General features: G+C 62.1%; 12 protein-coding genes. 7 read left to right on the top strand and 5 right to left on the bottom strand.

Annotated elements, in window-relative coordinates; genetic code table 11:
* Positions 1-99 precede the first annotated feature (99 nt).
* Positions 100-1,368 (top strand): D-alanyl-D-alanine carboxypeptidase family protein, encoded by a 1,269-nt coding sequence (locus QLQ16_RS05810; RefSeq protein ID WP_283223875.1) that lies wholly within the window; start codon positions 100-102, stop codon positions 1,366-1,368.
* Positions 1,369-1,402: 34 nt separating this feature from the next.
* Here the strand turns inward: QLQ16_RS05810 and QLQ16_RS05805 are convergent, their stop codons facing one another.
* Positions 1,403-3,631, bottom strand: coding sequence for an OsmC domain/YcaO domain-containing protein (locus tag QLQ16_RS05805; RefSeq protein WP_283223747.1), 2,229 nt, complete (start codon positions 3,629-3,631; stop codon positions 1,403-1,405).
* Positions 3,632-3,716: 85 nt separating this feature from the next.
* Positions 3,717-7,601, bottom strand: a complete 3,885-nt coding sequence (gene hrpA, locus QLQ16_RS05800; RefSeq protein WP_431310387.1) for an ATP-dependent RNA helicase HrpA — start codon at positions 7,599-7,601, stop codon at positions 3,717-3,719.
* Between the two features lie 108 nt (positions 7,602-7,709).
* On the opposite strand from hrpA, the gene argA reads away from it, so the two are divergent.
* Complete coding sequence (argA, locus tag QLQ16_RS05795; protein ID WP_283223745.1) at positions 7,710-9,056, top strand: amino-acid N-acetyltransferase; 1,347 nt, start codon at positions 7,710-7,712, stop codon at positions 9,054-9,056.
* A gap of 12 nt (positions 9,057-9,068) precedes the next feature.
* Here the strand turns inward: argA and QLQ16_RS05790 are convergent, their stop codons facing one another.
* Both QLQ16_RS05790 and QLQ16_RS05785 read right to left on the bottom strand, forming a co-directional pair.
* Positions 9,069-9,569, bottom strand: coding sequence for a disulfide bond formation protein B (locus QLQ16_RS05790; RefSeq protein WP_283223744.1), 501 nt, complete (start codon positions 9,567-9,569; stop codon positions 9,069-9,071).
* A gap of 96 nt (positions 9,570-9,665) precedes the next feature.
* Entirely contained in the window at positions 9,666-10,442 is a 777-nt protein-coding gene (locus QLQ16_RS05785) for a ferredoxin--NADP reductase (protein ID WP_283223743.1), read from the bottom strand.
* Positions 10,443-10,653: 211 nt separating this feature from the next.
* On the opposite strand from QLQ16_RS05785, the gene QLQ16_RS05780 reads away from it, so the two are divergent.
* A complete protein-coding gene (locus QLQ16_RS05780; protein ID WP_283223742.1) occupies positions 10,654-10,926 on the top strand; it encodes an oxidative damage protection protein in 273 nt (90 codons plus the stop codon).
* Position 10,927: 1 nt separating this feature from the next.
* Positions 10,928-12,133, top strand: a complete 1,206-nt coding sequence (mnmC1, locus tag QLQ16_RS05775) for an FAD-dependent 5-carboxymethylaminomethyl-2-thiouridine(34) oxidoreductase MnmC1 (protein ID WP_283223741.1) — start codon at positions 10,928-10,930, stop codon at positions 12,131-12,133.
* A gap of 45 nt (positions 12,134-12,178) precedes the next feature.
* On the opposite strand, the gene QLQ16_RS05770 is transcribed toward mnmC1, so the two are convergent.
* Entirely contained in the window at positions 12,179-13,390 is a 1,212-nt protein-coding gene (locus tag QLQ16_RS05770) for an ABC transporter substrate-binding protein (protein ID WP_283223740.1), read from the bottom strand.
* Positions 13,391-13,580: 190 nt separating this feature from the next.
* On the opposite strand from QLQ16_RS05770, the gene QLQ16_RS05765 reads away from it, so the two are divergent.
* The 3 genes from QLQ16_RS05765 (at position 13,581) to QLQ16_RS05755 (ending at position 17,520) form a co-directional block, all read left to right on the top strand.
* Positions 13,581-14,819, top strand: a complete 1,239-nt coding sequence (locus QLQ16_RS05765) for an MFS transporter (protein ID WP_283223739.1) — start codon at positions 13,581-13,583, stop codon at positions 14,817-14,819.
* Positions 14,820-14,901: 82 nt separating this feature from the next.
* Entirely contained in the window at positions 14,902-15,693 is a 792-nt protein-coding gene (locus tag QLQ16_RS05760; RefSeq protein WP_283223738.1) for a sulfite exporter TauE/SafE family protein, read from the top strand.
* Between the two features lie 18 nt (positions 15,694-15,711).
* Complete coding sequence (locus QLQ16_RS05755) at positions 15,712-17,520, top strand: nitrite/sulfite reductase (RefSeq protein ID WP_283223737.1); 1,809 nt, start codon at positions 15,712-15,714, stop codon at positions 17,518-17,520.
* The last annotated feature ends 34 nt before the right edge of the window (positions 17,521-17,554 follow it).

Raw genomic sequence — 17,554 nt, 5'->3', positions numbered from 1 at the left:
ATCGATGTGACGCGGGCATTACACCTGGGTTGAATTGACCGCCCGTTTGCAGAATTGACAATTTGATCGGCGACAATCGAGGCTCTGACCGTGAACACCATGCAAACCAAGACCTCCTCCCTCATTCCTGTCCTTTTCGCCGTCGCCGCTGGCGCTTTGACACCCTGCTCGGCCACCTTCGCTGCCAACCCCAAAGCCACCAAGCCGGCCGCCCATCAAAAGGCCGGTGCGGGCAAAAAAGCCGCTGCCGCTGCTGCCGCCAACGCGCTGCCACCCTTGGCCGCTGAATCCGCCTTGGCAGACAACGCCCCTGCGCTGCCCGCCAAAGCTTGGCTGCTGATGGACTACGACTCTGGCCAAGTGCTGGCTTCGGCCAACGCCGACGAAGCGCTGCCCCCCGCGTCGCTCACCAAGATGATGACCAGCTACATCGTCGAGCAGGCCCTGCGCGCGGGCAAACTCAAGCCCACCGACCTGGTCACCGTGAGCGAAAACGCCTGGTGCCGTGGCACCAGCGCCGAGTCGTGCATGTACCTGCCGCTGAACAGCCAAGCCACCGTCATCGACATCCTGCGCGGCATCATCATCCAGTCGGGCAACGATGCCTCCAAAGCGATTGCCGAGCACATGGCCGGCTCCGAAGCAGGCTTTGCCAAACTGATGAACGCCGAAGCCCAACGCCTGGGCATGAGCAAAACACAGTTTGTGAACCCCACCGGCTTGCCCGACCCGGCGCACAAATCATCGGCCCGTGACCTGGCCATCTTGGCGCGTGCCATCATCAAAGACGGTGCCGAGTACTACCCCATCTACGCCGAACGCGAGTTCAAGTACAACGGCATCAAGCAAGGCAACCGCAACGCCCTGCTCTACACCGACCCCACCGTGGACGGCCTGAAGACCGGCCACACCGCCGAAGCCGGTTACTGCTTGGTCACCTCTTCCAAGCGCAACGACATGCGTTTGGTCTCGGTCATCCTCAACACCCACAGCGCCCAGGCACGTGCTGACCAAACCCGCACACTGCTGGGCTGGGGTTTTGGCAGCTTCGAAAAAGCCACCCCCATTCAGCCCGGGGCCGTGGTCGGCACCGCCAAAGTCAGCTTCGGCAAAGCCGACACCGTGGCCGCAGGCCTGAGCACACCGTGGCTTTTGACCGTACCACGCGGCACCCAAGTGCAAACCACCGTGGAACTCAAACCCGGCCTGGAAGCCCCTGTGGCCAAAGGCGCTGTGATCGGCAAAGTGATCGCCACATCCAATGGCAAACCTGTGGGCGAAGCCCCACTGGTGGCGCAAGCCGAAGTCGAACGCGCAGGCTTTTTGCTGCGTGGCTGGCAGCATTTGATGAAGTTGTTCGGCAAGTAAACGCCAACACCAAGGCACCTTCGGGTGCCTTTTTTCATGGGTGGGCCGCTTTAGACCAAGGCCTGCCTCGCCGCCACACGCGCGCGCGCGCTGCGTGCAGTTTTTTGTAGCTGTCAAGCAATCGCTGGTGCCGGTCCAGGCCATCGAGCTGCAGGCTGGTGGGCGTGAGGCCATGAAAGCGCACGCTGCCGTCCACCGAGCCGATGGCCGCATCCATGCGCTCGTTGCCAAACATGCGCCTGAAGTTCAGCTCGTAGTCCGCCAAGTCCAAGTCCTCGCCCAGCGTGACTTCCAGCACCACGTTCAGGGCTTGGTAAAACAAGCGGCGCTCCACCGTGTTGTCGTTGTACTGCAAGAACGCGCCCACCAGGTCGTGGGCCTCTTCCAGCTGCTGCAAGGCCAGGTGAATCAAGAGCTTGAGCTCCATCACCGTCAGCTGCCCCCACACCGTGTTGTCGTCAAACTCGATGCCGATCAGCGTGGCGATGTCCAGGTAATCGTCCAGCTCGTTGTTCTCCAAGCGATCCAACAAGGCCTCCAAAGCCTCGTCGTCCAAGCGGTGCAGGTTCAGCACATCGGCGCGGAACAACAGCGCTTTGTTGGTGTTGTCCCAAATCAGGTCATCGACCGGGTACACCTCGGAATAGCCCGGCACCAAGATGCGGCAGGCGGTGGCGCCCAGTTGGTCGTGCACCGTCACATAGGCCTCTTTGCCCATGGCCTGCAAGATGCCAAACAGCGTGGCGGCTTCTTGGGCGGTGGCATCGTTGCCCTGCGCCGAAAAGTCCCACTCCACAAACTCGTGGTCAGCCTGGGCGCTGAAAAACCGCCACGACACGATGCCGCTGGAGTCGATGAAGTGCTCCACAAAGTTGTTGGGCTCGGTCACCGCGTTGCTGATGAAGGTGGGCGCGGGCAAGTCGTTCAGCCCTTCAAAACTGCGGCCTTGCAGAAGCTCGGTCAGGCTGCGCTCCAGCGCCACCTCCAAGCGGGGGTGCGCACCAAACGACGCAAACACACCGCCGGTGCGCGGGTTCATCAGGGTCACACACATCACCGGGTACACACCACCCAGCGAGGCGTCTTTGACCAAGACCGGAAAGCCCTGCGCTTCCAAGGCCTCAATGCCTGCCACGATGCCGGGGTACTTGGCCAACACGTCCTGCGGCACGTCGGGCAAGGCCATTTCGCCTTCCAAGATCTCGCGCTTGACGGCCCGCTCAAAAATCTCCGACAAGCACTGCACCTGCGCTTCGACCAGCGTGTTGCCCGCGCTCATGCCGTTGCTCACAAACAGGTTTTCCACCAAGTTGGACGGAAAGTACACCACCTCACCGTCGGACTGGCGCACATAGGGCAGCGCACAAATGCCACGCGAGGGGTTGCCCGAGTTGGTGTCGAACAGGTGCGAGGCCTTGAGCTCGCCGTCGGGGTTGTAAATGGCCAAACAGTGCGCGTCCAACAAGCCTTTGGGCAGCGCGTCGCGCTTGCCGGGCTGAAACCAACGCTCTTGCGGGTCGTGCACAAACTCGGCCTGCGCGAGGTCTTCGCCAAAAAACACACCCGCGTAAAAGTGGTTGTTGTTCAGTCGCTCGATGTATTCACCCAGCGCCGAGGCCAAGGCGCTCTCTTTGCTCGAGCCCTTGCCGTTGGTGAAGCACATGGGCGAGTGCGCGTCGCGGATGTGCAGCGACCACACATTGGGCACCAGGTTGCGCCACGACGCGATCTCGATCTTGATGCCCAAGTTGGCCAAGACCGCCGTCATGTTGGCGATGGTCTGCTCCAGCGGCAAGTCCTTGCCGGCAATGCGGGTCTGCGCCTGCGCATCGGGGCTCAGGGAGAGCAAGGCCTGCGCGTCAGCGTCCAGGTTGTCCACCGCTTCAACGATGAAAGTGGGGCCCGCTTGAATCGCCTTTTTGACCGTGCAGCGGTCGATGGACCGCAAAATGCCTTGGCGGTCTTTATCGGACATATCGTCCGGCAACTCGACCTGGATCTTGATGGTCTGCAGGTAGCGGTTATCGGGGTCCACGATGTTGTTTTGCGACAGACGGATGTGCTCGGTGGGGATGTCGCGCGTCTGGCAATACAACTTCACAAAATACGCGGCGCACAAAGCGGAAGACGCCAAAAAATAATCAAACGGCCCCGGCGCCGAGCCATCGCCCTTGTAGCGAATGGGCTGATCGGCCAGCACAGTGAAGTCGTCAAACTTGGCCTCCAGGCGCAGTTTGTCGAGAAAGTTGACTTTGATTTCCATGGAGATTCCAAAAAAGTGTCGTTGACTGTGACTGAACAGGCGGGTCGGTCGTCATCTGGCACCAACTCGCGCGCTGATCATCTGCTCAATGATTCAACTGCCCCCAAGCCTTCTCCAGCCGCTTGATGCTGACCGGCTGCGGGGTGCGCAGTTCTTGTGCGAAGAAGCTCACGCGCAGCTCTTCCAGTAGCCAGCGGAACTCCAGCATACGGGCGTCTTGCGCGCCTTTGCGTTCGGCCACCAGGCGCCAGTAGCGTTGCTCTTGGGGTTTGAGCTCTGTCAGGCGCTGGGCGTCGCGGGCCGGGTCGGCGCGGTATTTGTCCAAGCGCAGTGTGACGGCCTTCAGGTAACGGGCGCAGTGCTGCAGCTGCGGCCACGGGGTGGCGGCCATGAAGTTTTTGGGCATCAGGCGTTGCAGTTGCGCTGTGCAGTCTGCCGTCGCTTCGGGGGCGTTTTTGGTGTCCTTGATCTTGCGGGTGGCCGCGCCGAACTCCAGCAAGATGCTGCCCGCCAGCCGGGCCACTTCGTTGGCAATCAAGGTCAAGCGCCCGCGGCCCTCTTCGATGCGGCGCTTGAAGGTGGCTTCGTCGTTGGGCAGCGGGTCGAGCAAGAAGGCTCGGTCAAGCGCCACGTCGATGATCTGGGTTTTCAGCTCGTCGGCGGTGCCCAGTGGCATGTAGGCCACGGCCATTTTTTGCAGGTCGGGGATGTTTTTCTCAAGGTACTTGAGCGCATCTTTGATCTGCAGCGCAAACAGGCGGCGCAGGCCCGCGCGGTTTTTGCTGGCGGCCACGTCGGGCTCGTCAAAGACTTCGATGGTCACGGCGTCTTGCATGTCCACCAAGGCAGGGAAGCCGATCAGGGTCTGCCCACCTTTGCTGATTTCCATCAGCTCGGGCAGCTCGCCAAAGGTCCAGGTGGTGTAGCGCTGGGGGGCGATAGGTGCTTGTTTGGCCGGGGCGTTTTGGCGTTTGGATTCTTGCTTGGAATCCATCGGGGTCAGAGCCCGATTTCCTTCGGACAATCGGGATCCGACCCCATTTGATTTTGAGTCCGCAGGTGAGGCGCCCGCTGGGGCTGCCGCCACTTTCAGCTGCGCCAGCGCCTGAAACGCGCCACGCGCTTTGGCGCCAAGCTCGCCTTTGAGTGCGCCCAGGTTGCGGCCCATGCCCAGCTGGCGGCCGTGTTCGTCCACCACCAGCAGGTTCATGAACAAGTGCGGGCTCAGCATCTCGTGTTTGAAGTCGGTGCGCTTGACGTCCAAGCTGGTTTCGTCGCGCACTTTTTTGAGCAGCACGTCGGTGAGCGACCCGCTGCCAAACAGCTCGGGCGCCGACAGCTCAGCCGCCAAGCGGGTGGCCGATTCGGGCAGCGGCACAAAGCGGCTGCGCGGGCGCTGCGGCAGGCTTTTCAGCAGGGCCTGGATTTTGTCTTTGAGCAAACCGGGCACCAGCCATTCGCAGCGGTCTTCGCTGACTTGGTTCAGCACAAACAAAGGTACGGTCACGGTCACGCCATCACGGGCATCGCCCGGCTCGTGCAGATAAGTGGCCTGGCAGTCGGTGCCACCCAATCGGATCTGTTTGGGGAAGGCCTGCGTGGTGATGCCTGCCGCTTCGTGGCGCATCAGCTCTTCGCGGGTCAGCAACAACAGGCGCGGCTGCTTGGCGCTCTCATGGCGGTACCAGTCTTCCAGCAGGCGACCGCTGCATACATCGGGTGGAATCTGCTGGTCATAGAAGGCGTAGATCAGCTCGTCGTCCACCAACACGTCTTGGCGGCGCGACTTGTGCTCCAGCTCTTCGACCTTGGCGATCATCTTGTGGTTGGCGGCCAAAAATGGCAGCTTGGTCTCCCACTGGTCGCCCACCAGCGCTTCGCGGATGAAGATGTCTCGCGCACCGTGCGGGTCGATGCGGCCATAGGCCGTACGGCGGCCGTTGTAGACCACCAGGCCATACAGCGTGGCCCGCTCCAGCGCCACCACTTCGGCCGATTTCTTTTCCCAATGCGGGTCGAGCAATTGCTTCTTGAGCAAATGCGCACCGACCTGCTCCAGCCACTGCGGCTCGATGGCGGCAATGCCCCGGCCAAACAGGCGCGTGGTCTCCACCAGCTCGGCCACCACGATCCAGCGGCCCGGCTTTTTAGAGAGGTGCGCTCCGGGGTGTCGGTGGAACTTGATGCCGCGTGCGCCCAGGTACACGTCTTCGTCGTCGAGCTTGTAGCCCACGTTGCCCAGCAAACCCGCCAGCATGGACAGGTGCAGTTGCTCGTAGCTCGCAGGCTGCGTGTTGATGCGCCATTGGTGCTCGGCCACCACCGTCAGCAGCTGGGTGTGGGTGTCGCGCCACTCGCGCACGCGGCGCACGTTGACGAAGCTTTGCCGCAGGACTTGTTCGTACTGGCGGTTGCTCAGTTTGTGCGCGGTGCCGTGCCCACCACGGGCGTCGTTGATCCACTTCCACAGCTTCAGGTAGCCGGTGAACTCGCTCTTGTCGTCGTCAAACTTGGCGTGCTGCTGGTCGGCTTGGGCTTGCGCTTCCAGGGGGCGGTCGCGCACGTCTTGCACGCTCATGGCGCTGGCAATGATGAGCACTTCGTCCAGCGCTTGGCGGTGGCGGGCTTCCAAAATCATGCGGCCCACACGCGGGTCCAGCGGCAGGCGGGCCAGCTCTTTGCCAATCGGCGTCAGCTCGTTGTCGTCATCCACCGCGCCCAGCTCGGCCAGCAATTGGTAGCCGTCGGTGATCGCCCGTTTGGACGGCGCTTCGATGAACGGGAAGTCTTCGACCACGCCCAGGTGCAGGCTCTTCATGCGCAAGATCACACCTGCCAGTGAGGAGCGCAAGATTTCTGGATCGGTGAAACGGGGGCGGCCGGTAAAGTCTTTCTCGTCATAAAGACGAATGCAAATGCCGTTGGCCACGCGGCCGCAGCGGCCCGCCCGCTGGTTGGCTGCCGCTTGGCTGATCGGCTCGACCATCAGCTGCTCGACCTTGCTGCGCAGGCTGTAGCGCTTGACACGGGCGGTGCCTGCGTCGATCACATAGCGGATGCCGGGCACCGTGAGCGACGTTTCGGCCACATTGGTGGCCAGCACGATGCGCCGGCCGTTGGAGCTTTCAAACACCTGGTCTTGCTCGGCCTGCGACAGGCGGGCAAACAGCGGCAGCACCTGCGCGTTGCGCGTGAGCGGCTGGTGCGACAGGTGTTTGCGCAAGTGGTCGGCCGCTTCGCGGATCTCGCGCTCGCCGGGCAAGAACACCAAGATGTCGCCCCCTGCCCCGCCTTGCCAGAGTTCGTCCACGCCATCAGCGATCGCGTCGTTCAGGTCGTATTCGCGGGATTCTTCAAACGGTCGGTAGCGCTGCTCCACCGGGAAAGTCCGCCCCGACACCATGATGACCGGGGCCGGGCCATTGCGGGACGCAAAGTGCTTGGCAAAACGGTCAGCGTCGATGGTGGCCGAGGTGACCACGATTTTGAGGTCAGGCCTGCGCGGCAAAATCTGGCGCAAGTAGCCCAGCAAAAAGTCGATGTTCAGGCTGCGTTCGTGCGCCTCGTCGATGATGATGGTGTCGTAGGCCTGCAGCAGCGGGTCGGTCTGCGTTTCGGCCAACAAAATGCCGTCGGTCATGAGCTTGACCGAGGCGTTTTTGCTCAAGCGGTCTTGGAACCGCACCTTGTAGCCCACCACCTCGCCAAGCGGCGTTTTCAGCTCCTCGGCAATACGCTTGGCCACCGAGCTGGCCGCAATGCGGCGCGGCTGGGTGTGGCCAATCAGGCGGCCACGCTCGCCCGGCTTGGCATTCAGGCGCCCTCGGCCCAGCGTCAGGGCGATCTTGGGCAGCTGCGTGGTCTTGCCCGAGCCCGTCTCACCGCAGACGATGATGACCTGGTGCTGGTCCATGGCGGCCATGATCTCGTCACGGCGGGCAGAGACCGGCAGGCCTTCGGGGAACTCGATTTGGAGGGGGGTGTCGGACAAAGCGGAAACTTCTGTGAAAATCAATGCAAGAGCAGCTGGGGATTATCCCAGCCCCACGGCCACACTGCCCAAGAAGTCCAACAGCCCATGTCCACTGTTTTCAATTTCACCTTCGTGCCCTGGTTCCGGTCGGTGGCGCCTTACATCCACATGCACCGGGGCAAGACCTTTGTGGTGGGCATCGCGGGCGAGGCCATTGCCGCTGGCAAGCTGGCCCACATCGCACAAGACTTGGCCCTGATTCAAAGCATGGGCGTCAAGGTGGTGCTGGTGCACGGTTTTCGCCCACAGGTGAACGAGCAGCTGGCCGCCAAAGGCCATGAGCCGAAATATTCGCACGGCATGCGCGTGACCGACGAGGTGGCGCTGGACTGCGCGCAAGAGGCCGCAGGCCAGCTGCGTTACGAGATCGAAGCGGCTTTCAGCCAGGGCCTGCCCAACACCCCCATGGCGGGCTCCACGGTGCGGGTGATTTCGGGCAACTTCATCACGGCGCGGCCGGTGGGCATTGTGGACGGCGTGGATTTCCAGCACTCGGGTCTGGTGCGCAAGGTGGACGTGGACGGCATCATGCGCACCCTGGACATGGGCGCCATGGTGCTGCTCTCGCCCTTTGGTTTTTCACCCACAGGCGAAGCCTTCAACCTGACCATGGAAGAAGTGGCCACCAGCGTGGCTGCCGAGTTGCAGGCCGACAAGCTGATCTTTTTGACCGAGGTGCCGGGCATCCTCATCCACCCCAACGAGCCGGCCAGCGAAGACAACCCGATCGACACCGAACTGCCCTTGGCTGCGGCCAAAAAGATGTTGGCCGAGTCGCCCAACCCGACGCAGCCGACCGACTTGGCGTTTTACCTGCAGCACTGCGTGAAGGCCTGCGAAGAAGGCGTGGAACGCAGCCACATCTTGCCCTTTGCGGTGGACGGCGCTTTGCTGCTGGAGATTTATGTGCACGACGGCATCGGCACCATGGTGGTCGATGAAAAGCTCGAAGAGCTGCGCGAAGCCACCGCCGACGACGTGGGCGGCATCTTGCAATTGATCGAGCCGTTTGAGCAAGACGGCACCTTGGTGCGCCGCGAGCGCAACGAGATCGAACGCGACATCGACCACTACACCATCATCGAACACGACGGCGTGATCTTTGCCTGCGCTGCGCTCTACCCCTACCCCGAAGCCAAAACGGCCGAGATGGCGGCGGTGACCGTGTCGCCCCAGTCGCAGGGCCAAGGCGATGGTGAAAAAATCTTGAAGCGCATCGAGCAACGCGCCCGCGCCATGGGCCTCAAAAGCATCTTTGTGCTGACCACCCGCACCATGCACTGGTTCATCAAACGCGGCTTTGTGCAAGTCGACCCCGACTGGCTGCCCGAAGCCCGCAAACGCAAATACAACTGGAACCGCAAGAGCCTGGTGCTGGTCAAGAAGCTTTGACCGCTTGCCAGATCAGCGGCTGCGCCAAGCCTGCACAGCGATGACCGTGCCGATCACGGCAAACCCGACGAAGCACAGGAAAGACCAGTTGGCGATCGAGCCGCCCAGAAAGGTCCAGTCCACCTTGGTGCAGTCGCCGCTGCCTTTGAAGATCATGGGCACGGCGCGGCCGATGGGGAAGTTTTCGATCATGCCGTAGAAGTCACGGCCACATGTGACGATCTCGGGCGGGTACCACTGCAGCCAACTTTGGCGGGCCGCCACAAAGGCGCCGAACACGGCCTGCAGCGCCAGCAGAGCGCCCAACACGGCCAACCCACCCGGCTTTTGCAAACGCGACGCAATCAGGGCCACCACCAACACGCCGATCATGGCGTAGCGCTGCACGATGCACATGGGGCATGGGTTCAGGCCCACCACGTGTTGCAGGTAAAGGCCAAACGCCAACATGCCGATGCAGGCCAGCGCGATCAAGGCCATCCAACGCTGGAGGGTGATGGAAAACAGGTTCATGGGGGCTTTTCAAAACAAAACGGGAGCATTGTGCTCCCGTTGTGGTGGCGCTGGCGTGACGCCAATCACAAAGCCATCGGCCAGGTGCCTGAAATATCAGGCGTCGGCAAAAGCCCGCTCGATCACGAAGGCGCCAGGGGTGCTGGTGTTGCCTTCCTTCAGGCCGTTTTCTTCGCAGATGCGCTTGAGGTCTTTGAGCATTTCGGGCGAGCCGCAGATCATGACGCGGTCGGTCTCGGGGTTGAGTTTGGACATGCCCAAGTCAGCGAACAACTTGCCGTTTTCCATCAGGTCGGTCACGCGGCCTTGGTTTTTGTAGGGCTCGCGGGTCACGGTGGGGTAGTACAGCAACTGGTTTGTCACCATCTCACCCAAGAACTCGTTGGCGGGCAGCTCTTGCGTGATGTAGTCGTGGTAGGCCAACTCGTTGACCTGACGCACACCGTGCACCAAGATGACTTTTTCGAAACGCTCGTAGGTTTCGGGGTCACGGATGATGCTCATGAAGGGGGCCAGGCCCGTGCCGGTGGACAGCAGGTACAGGTTTTTGCCGGGCAGCAGGTAGTCGCACAGCAAGGTGCCTGTGGGCTTGCGGCCCACCACGATGGTGTCGCCCACCTGGATGTGTTGCAGCTTAGAAGTCAGCGGGCCGTCGGGCACCTTGATGCTCAAGAACTCGAGGTGCTCTTCGTAGTTGGCGCTGGCGATCGAATAGGCGCGCAGCAGCGGTTTGCCGTTGTCTTGGCGCAGGCCGATCATGGTGAAGTGGCCGTTCGAAAAGCGCAGGGCCTGGTCACGCGTGGTGGTGAAACTGAACAAACGGTCGGTCCAGTGGTGAACGCTCAGAACGCGTTCTTCGAGAAATGCACTCATGAAATCTTTTGGGTTGGGGGCCGGGGCAAGAGTCCCGTGGCCACTGAGGGGAGCTGAAAGCTTGCTACAGTTGCGTTTGGAATGACCGCGCGAGAAGTCGACCTGCCGCAAAACAGGCGGTATTTTCGCCCGAACCGCTTACAACTGGAAATACTGAGATTTTATATCCGTATAACCAGCGCTTCTTAAGACACCTCAAGGCAAGACACACATGGCACGCACCGTTCAATGCATCAAACTCGGCACCGAAGCAGAAGGCTTGGACTTCGCCCCTTATCCCGGCGAGTTGGGCAAGCGCATTTGGGAAAGTGTGAGCAAACAAGCCTGGGCCGACTGGCTCAAGCACCAGACCATGTTGGTCAATGAAAACCGCCTGAACCTGGCCGATCTGCGCGCCCGCCAGTACCTGGCCCGCCAGATGGAAAAGCATTTCTTTGGCGAAGGCGCGGACGCCGCTCAAGGCTACGTGCCCCCAGCCAACTGAGTTGAGCTCGCCTCTGCTTAGCAGCCCAACGCAGCCACCGCACGCAAAGCAGGCACTGGTCATCGGTGCCGGCTTGTCGGGTTCGGCCATTGCGCACAGCTTGGCCACGCGCGGCTGGCGCGTCACCGTCATCGACCAAGCCAGCGGTGTGGGCGCTGGTGCCTCGGGCCTGCCTGCGGGTCTGGCCGCACCCCATGTCTCGCCCGACGACAACGTGCTCTCACGCATCACGCGTGCGGGCGTTGCAGCCACTTTGCAACGCGCTGAGGCACTGCTCACCAGCGGCACCGACTGGGCCCTGACGGGCGTTTTGGAACACAACCTGGCCGGCAAGCGCAGACTGCCCACGCTTGAAGCCAGCGCCGAGCCCCTCAACGCTTGCAGCACCCAAGCCAGCACAGAACAAATCACTGCGGCAGGACTGCCCACCGGCACACCCGCGCTGTGGCATGCGCGGGCAGGCTGGATCAGGCCCCGGCAACTGGTGGCGGCGCAGCTGCAAACACCGGGTGTGCAGGTTCTGTGGGGGCGCAAGGCGCAACACCTTGAACGGCGCGGCGAGGATTGGGTCGTGACCGATGCCCAAGGCCAAACCTTGGGCCAAGCGCCCCTGCTGGTGGTGGCCAGTGCCTTTGACAGCCTGGCTTTGCTGCGCCCCTTGCCCGGCTTTGCCGTGCCGCTGAACCCTTTGCGTGGGCAAATCAGCTTTGGCCACATGCACGGCTTGACCGATGGCCAGCGCCAGCGCTTGCCGCCCTTTCCGGTCAACGGCCACGGCAGCTTCATCAGCAACGTGCCCACCCCGGACGGTCAGCCCGGCTGGTACATCGGCTCCACCTTTGAGCGCAACTGCGAACAGGCCCCCGTGCGCGAAGAAGACCACGCGGCCAATCAGCTGCGCTTGGCCACTTTGCTGCCCGACTTGGGCGCGGCCATGCAGCCCCAGTTTGGCCCCGCGCATGTGCAAGGCTGGGCCGGCTTGCGCTGCACCCTGCCCAACCGCCTGCCCGCTGTGGGCCCCATCGACAGCGAACAGCTGCCCGGCCTGTGGCTGTGCGCGGGCATGGGGGCACGCGGCATCAGTTTGGCAGTGCTGTGCGGCGAATTGACTGCCGCGTGGTTGTGCCATGAGCCTCTTCCCTTGGCGCCCGCTTTGGCCAAGCACCTGGCTGCCGAGCGCTACGTCGGCAAAGCCAATCCCCCATGAAAACAGGCCCTTGACGGGCCTGTTTTGCTTGAAGACTGCGAAGCTTTACTTCATCGCATCCGCCGGGCGGCGGGCCTTCACATAGGCATCGGTGGGTTGGTAAGCCTTGCCGTCGGCATAGCGCCACTGCACCATGGTGCCCTTGCCACCGCGCTGGTCGAGCTTGCCCACATACGCCCCCATGGTGGACTGCTGGTCCAGCGCACGGAACTCGGCCGGGCCAAAGGGCGTGGAAAACTTCAAGCCACGCATGGCCGTGACCAGCTTTTCGTTGTCGGTGGATTTGGCTTTTTGGATGGCCGCAAAGATGGCCTGCATGGTGGCGTAACCCACCACCGAGCCGACCTTGGGGTTCTCATTGAACTTCTTGTAGTAGTTGGCGGCAAAGCTGGCGTGCTCTTTGTTGTCGAGCTGGTCCCAGGGGTAGCCGGTCACGATCCAACCCTTGGGCGTTTCGTCTTTCAGCACTTCCAGGTATTCGGGCTCACCCGACAGCAGCGACACCACTGGGGTCTTGGGGAAGACGTTGCGCTGGTTGCCTTCGCGCACCAGCTTGGCCAAGTCCGCGCCAAAGGTCACGTTGAAGATCGCGTCGGGTTTGCTGGCCATGGTGGCCGTGAGCGTGCTGCCCGCGTCGATCTTGCCCTGGGCGGGCCACTGCTCGCTCACAAACTCCACATCGGGGCGCTTGGCTTTGAGCAGCTCCTTGAAGCTGGCCACGGCGCTTTGGCCGTATTCGTAGTTGGGCGCGATCGTGGCCCAGCGCTTGGCGGGCAGCTTGGCCGCTTCTTCGACCAGCATGGCCGACTGCATGTAAGTGCTGGGGCGCAGGCGGAAGGTGTAGCGGTTGCCCTTTTCCCAGACGATGGCGTCGGTCAAGGGCTCGCTGGCCACGAACAGGCGTTTGTTCTTTTGCGCATGGTCGGCCAACGCCAAGCCGATGTTGGACAAAAAGCCCCCAGCCAGCACGTCCACTTTTTCCTTGGCGCTCAACTCGATGGCGTGGCGCAAAGCCTCTTCGGGCTTGCCGGCGTCGTCACGGGCGATGACTTCGACCTTGCGGCCAAGCAAACCGCCTTGCGCGTTGATTTCCTCCACGGCCAACTGCCAGCCTTGTTTGTAGGGCTGGGTGAACTGCGGAATGGCCGAATAGCTGTTGATCTCGCCAATCTTGATGGGGGTCTGGGCGAATGCTGCGCTGCTGGCGGCCAAGGCCAGCAAGCTGGCCGTCCTCAGGTGCTGAATAAGGGGCTTCATACGGTTTTAGGGGGTGGTTAGCGTGAAAGGCGAGACTTTACCAGTCCGCCCCAACCCTGTCGCAACAGTGACATTTCAATGTGATCGAGCGCACTGGGGCCCTGGCCTCGTCGTTTGTTTGGCACCACTCAAACAAGCCGGTGTCGCCTAGATGCGGTCCAAACGGCGGGCTTTGAAAATAATCCTCAGCATGAAACAAACCGACCTGTCCCGATTCCATGTGGCCCTGATCTTGGGCGGCGCTGCCGTGATGCTCAGTTTGGCCATGGGCATGCGCCAAAGTTTCGGCTTGCTGCAGCCGCACATGATCCGCGAGATCGGCATCACAGCGGCCGATTTCTCGCTGGCCATCGCCATCCAGAACATCGTCTGGGGCATGACCCAGCCCTTCATGGGCATCTTGGCCGACCGGCACGGCGCACGGCCCGTGGCACTGCTGGGCGTCACGGTGTATGCCTTGGGGCTGGCGTTTGCGCTCACCGCCACGTCTGCCTGGGGCATCACTTTGGGCATGGGCCTGTGTGTGGGGCTGGCGCTGTCGTGCACCGCGTCCAACATCGCCATGAGCGTGACCGCCAAAGCGGTCTCACCCCTTAAGCGCAGCATGGCGATGGGATCGGTGTCCGCCTTGGGGTCACTTGGCTTGACCTTGGCCTCGCCCATGGCGCAACACCTGATCAGCACCTCGGGCTGGCAAACCGCCTTGATCGGCTTTTTGGCACTGGCCGCTGTGATGGTGCCAGCGGCCTTCATGGCCGGGCGTGCGGACCAGATTGAAGTGCCCGCCCCCTTGGGCGCTCAGCAAACCGTGACCGAGGCCATCCGTGAAGCCTTGGGCCACCGCGGTTACATGGTTTTGGCCATTGCCTTTTTTGTGTGCGGTTTGCAGCTGGTGTTCATCACCACCCACTTGCCCACTTACCTGGACATTTGCGGCATGGACCCCAGTGTGGGCAGCACAGCGCTGGCGCTGGTGGGCCTGTTCAACGTGATCGGCTCTTACCTGTTTGGCTGGCTGGGCGGCAAGTACTCCAAGCGCATGCTGCTGGGCGGCATCTATGTGCTGCGCTCGATCTTCATCGCGGTGTACTTCTTGACGCCCCCCACGCCCACCAGCACCTTGGTCTTTGCCGCCGCCATGGGCACCTTGTGGTTGGGCGTCGTGCCGCTGGTGTCCGGTCTGGTGATCCATTTGTTCGGTCTGCGCTACATGGCCACGTTGTCGGGCGTGGCGTTTTTCAGCCACCAGGTGGGCTCCTTCATCGGCGCGTGGGGTGGCGGTTTGATCTACAACCGTTTGGGCAATTACGACCTGGCCTGGCAAGGCGCCGTGGCCATTGGCTTGGCTGCGGGTCTGTTTCAAATGACCATGAACGTGAAGCCTTCCTCGCGCATTCTGGCCGAGCGCGCCGCAGCACAAGGCGCCTGAGTGGCGTCTTATATCGATTCAGAATATATCTACAACCAATAAATCGTTTGTTTTGGCATAAAGGACGTTTACAGTCCTGCCCATGATTGATTTGGGCTATGTCTTTGCAGGTTTCTTCGTCGGCACCATCGTGGGCCTGACGGGGGTGGGTGGTGGCTCCTTGATGACGCCGCTCTTGATCTTTTTCTTCGGGGTGAAGCCGTACATGGCAGTCGGCACCGACCTGTTGTTTGCGGCCTTCACCAAACTCGGCGGCACCGTGAGCTTTGCCCGCCAGCGCATCGTGCCTTGGCGTGTGGTGGGTTTGCTCAGTGCGGGCAGCATCCCGGCTTGCCTGGTGACCTTGGGCTTTTTGCACTGGGTGGGCCCGGCCTCGGCCCAAGTGCAGTCGCTGATGACCAGCACCTTGGGGGTGGCCCTGCTGCTCACGGCAGCCGCCATGCTCTACAAGGCTGTGCGCGGCCAACAAGTCCCTCGCCACTTGGCTGCCGCCGACGAGACCCGTGCCAGCACGCCTCGTCACTGGAGTCTGCCCGTGCTGTTTGGCGCCCTGATCGGCACCTTGGTCACCCTCACCTCGGTGGGCGCTGGCGCCATTGGCGTGACCGTGCTGTTGCTGCTGTATCCTCTGCTGCCTTTGCCACGCATCGTGGCGGCGGACATTGCCTATGCCGTGCCCCTAACCTTGGTGGCGGGCTTGGGCCATGCGTCTTTGGGTTCGGTCGATTGGCCTTTGCTGGCCAAGCTGCTGGCCGGTTCTTTGCCTGGCATCTGGCTGGGCTCACGCCTGACACACCACACGCCTGACCGCGTGATCCGCTCATTGCTGTCCGTGCTGCTGGCATGGGCTGGCACCAAACTCGTTCTGATCTGATTTTTTACAGCTCTTGATATGTACCAGTACACCGAATTCGACAAAGCCTTTGTGAGCGCCCGCGCTGCAGAGTTCCGCGACCAGTTGGGTCGTTGGCAGACGGGTCAATTGACCGAAGACCAGTTCCGCCCCTTGCGTCTGCAAAACGGCTGGTACGTGCAGCGCTATGCGCCCATGCTGCGCGTGGCCGTGCCTTACGGCGAAATCAACGCCGCCCAGATCAAGGTGCTGGCCAAGATCGCCCGCGAGTTTGATACGCCCGACGCCGCCTTGCTGGCCGAAGCGCAGGCCACGCAAGACAAAATCGCCGGCTTGGCCCCCAAGCTGACGACCAACTACGGCCACTTCACCACCCGCCAAAACGTCCAGTTCAACTGGATCCCCTTGGACAAGTCGGCCGACGTGATGGAGCTGCTGGCCACCGTGAACATGCACGGCATCCAGACCAGCGGCAACTGCATCCGCAACACCACCACCGACGAGCTGGCCGGTGTGGCGGTGGACGAGGTCGTGGACCCACGGCCTTATGCTGAGTTGATCCGCCAGTGGAGCACGCTGCACCCTGAGTTTGCGCACCTGCCACGCAAGTTCAAGATCGCCATCACCGGCGCCACCGAAGACCGCGCCGCCATTGGCTGGCACGACGTGGGCCTGCGAGTGACCACCAACGCAGCAGGCGAAGTCGGCTTCAAAGTGTTGGTGGGTGGCGGCATGGGCCGCACCCCCGTCAACGGTGTGGTGATCCGCGAGTTCTTGCCTTGGCAGGACATCATGAACTACCTCGAAGCCGTGGTGCGTGTGTACAACCGCTGGGGCCGCCGTGACAACAAGTACAAAGCCCGTATCAAAATTTTGGTCAAGGCCGAAGGCCAGCGCTACTTTGACGAGGTGGAAACCGAGTTCCGCGAAATCATCGAGCGCGACGGCGCACCCCATACCCTGCCTCAGGCCGAACTCGACCGCGTGAAAGCCGGTTTTGTGGACCCTGCGCTGAACTTGCCAGAGAACACCGACGAATGGTTGGCCCAAGCCGAAGCGGCGCTCAGCATCGAAGCGGCCAAGACGCCCGCCTTTGCCCGCTGGCTGACGCGCAACGTGCGCCCACACCGCAACCCGCAACTGCGCGCTGTGTCGCTGTCCTTCAAGCGTCCGGGCTATGCCCCAGGCGATGCCACTGCCGATCAACTCGACGCCGCTGCGGCCTTGGTCGAGAAATTCTCGGCAGGCGAAGCCCGTGTCTCGCACACCCAAAACCTGTTGCTGCCTTGGGTGCGCCTGGACCAGCTGCATGCCCTGTGGCTCGAAGCCAAGGCGCTGGGCGTGGCCCAGCCCAACATCGGTTTGCTGACCGACATGATCGCCTGCCCTGGCGGCGACTACTGCGCTTTGGCCAATGCCCGCTCCATCCCCACGGCCAGCGCCATCACCGAGCGCTACCAAGACCTGGACGAGCTGGAAGACCTGGGCCACATCGATTTCCACATCAGCGGTTGCATCAACTCCTGCGGTCACCACCACTCGGGCCACATCGGCATTTTGGGGGTCGATAAAGACGGCAAGGAGTGGTACCAGGTCACGCTGGGCGGCTCGGACGGTAAAGATCTGTCCGGTGCGGCCACACCCGGCAAGGTGGTGGGCCCCTCCTTCTCTTCGTTCGAGGTGCCCGATGTGATCGAAGCGATTTTGAACACCTACAAGCAGCTGCGCGTGAGCACCGGCAACGGCAAGCAAGAAGCCTTCATCGAGACGCTGCGCCGTGTCGGCCAAGACCCCTTCAAAGCCGCTGCCAACGCTGCCCGCCATCCGGCCGAGGAACAAACCGCCTGAACAGACACCTTGTAGGAGCCAGCCCTGCTGGCGA

Origin of the sequence: Limnohabitans lacus, assembly GCF_030053395.1 — a bacterium.
Taxonomy (GTDB): Bacteria; Pseudomonadota; Gammaproteobacteria; order Burkholderiales; family Burkholderiaceae_C; genus Limnohabitans_A; species Limnohabitans_A lacus.
This window is presented reverse-complemented; position numbering and strand designations above follow the sequence as displayed.

What these genes read in the sequence shown, in the direction of transcription:
- QLQ16_RS05755 (WP_283223737.1), top strand. Translation starts at nt 15,712, where the DNA reads ATGTACCAGTACACCGAATTCGACAAAGCCTTTGTGAGCGCCCGCGCT.
- QLQ16_RS05810 (WP_283223875.1), top strand. Translation starts at nt 100, where the DNA reads ATGCAAACCAAGACCTCCTCCCTCATTCCTGTCCTTTTCGCCGTCGCC.
- QLQ16_RS05785 (WP_283223743.1), bottom strand. Translation starts at nt 10,442, where the DNA reads ATGAGTGCATTTCTCGAAGAACGCGTTCTGAGCGTTCACCACTGGACC.
- QLQ16_RS05770 (WP_283223740.1), bottom strand. Translation starts at nt 13,390, where the DNA reads ATGAAGCCCCTTATTCAGCACCTGAGGACGGCCAGCTTGCTGGCCTTG.
- QLQ16_RS05790 (WP_283223744.1), bottom strand. Translation starts at nt 9,569, where the DNA reads ATGAACCTGTTTTCCATCACCCTCCAGCGTTGGATGGCCTTGATCGCG.
- QLQ16_RS05760 (WP_283223738.1), top strand. Translation starts at nt 14,902, where the DNA reads ATGATTGATTTGGGCTATGTCTTTGCAGGTTTCTTCGTCGGCACCATC.
- QLQ16_RS05805 (WP_283223747.1), bottom strand. Translation starts at nt 3,631, where the DNA reads ATGGAAATCAAAGTCAACTTTCTCGACAAACTGCGCCTGGAGGCCAAG.
- QLQ16_RS05765 (WP_283223739.1), top strand. Translation starts at nt 13,581, where the DNA reads ATGAAACAAACCGACCTGTCCCGATTCCATGTGGCCCTGATCTTGGGC.
- argA (WP_283223745.1), top strand. Translation starts at nt 7,710, where the DNA reads ATGTCCACTGTTTTCAATTTCACCTTCGTGCCCTGGTTCCGGTCGGTG.
- QLQ16_RS05780 (WP_283223742.1), top strand. Translation starts at nt 10,654, where the DNA reads ATGGCACGCACCGTTCAATGCATCAAACTCGGCACCGAAGCAGAAGGC.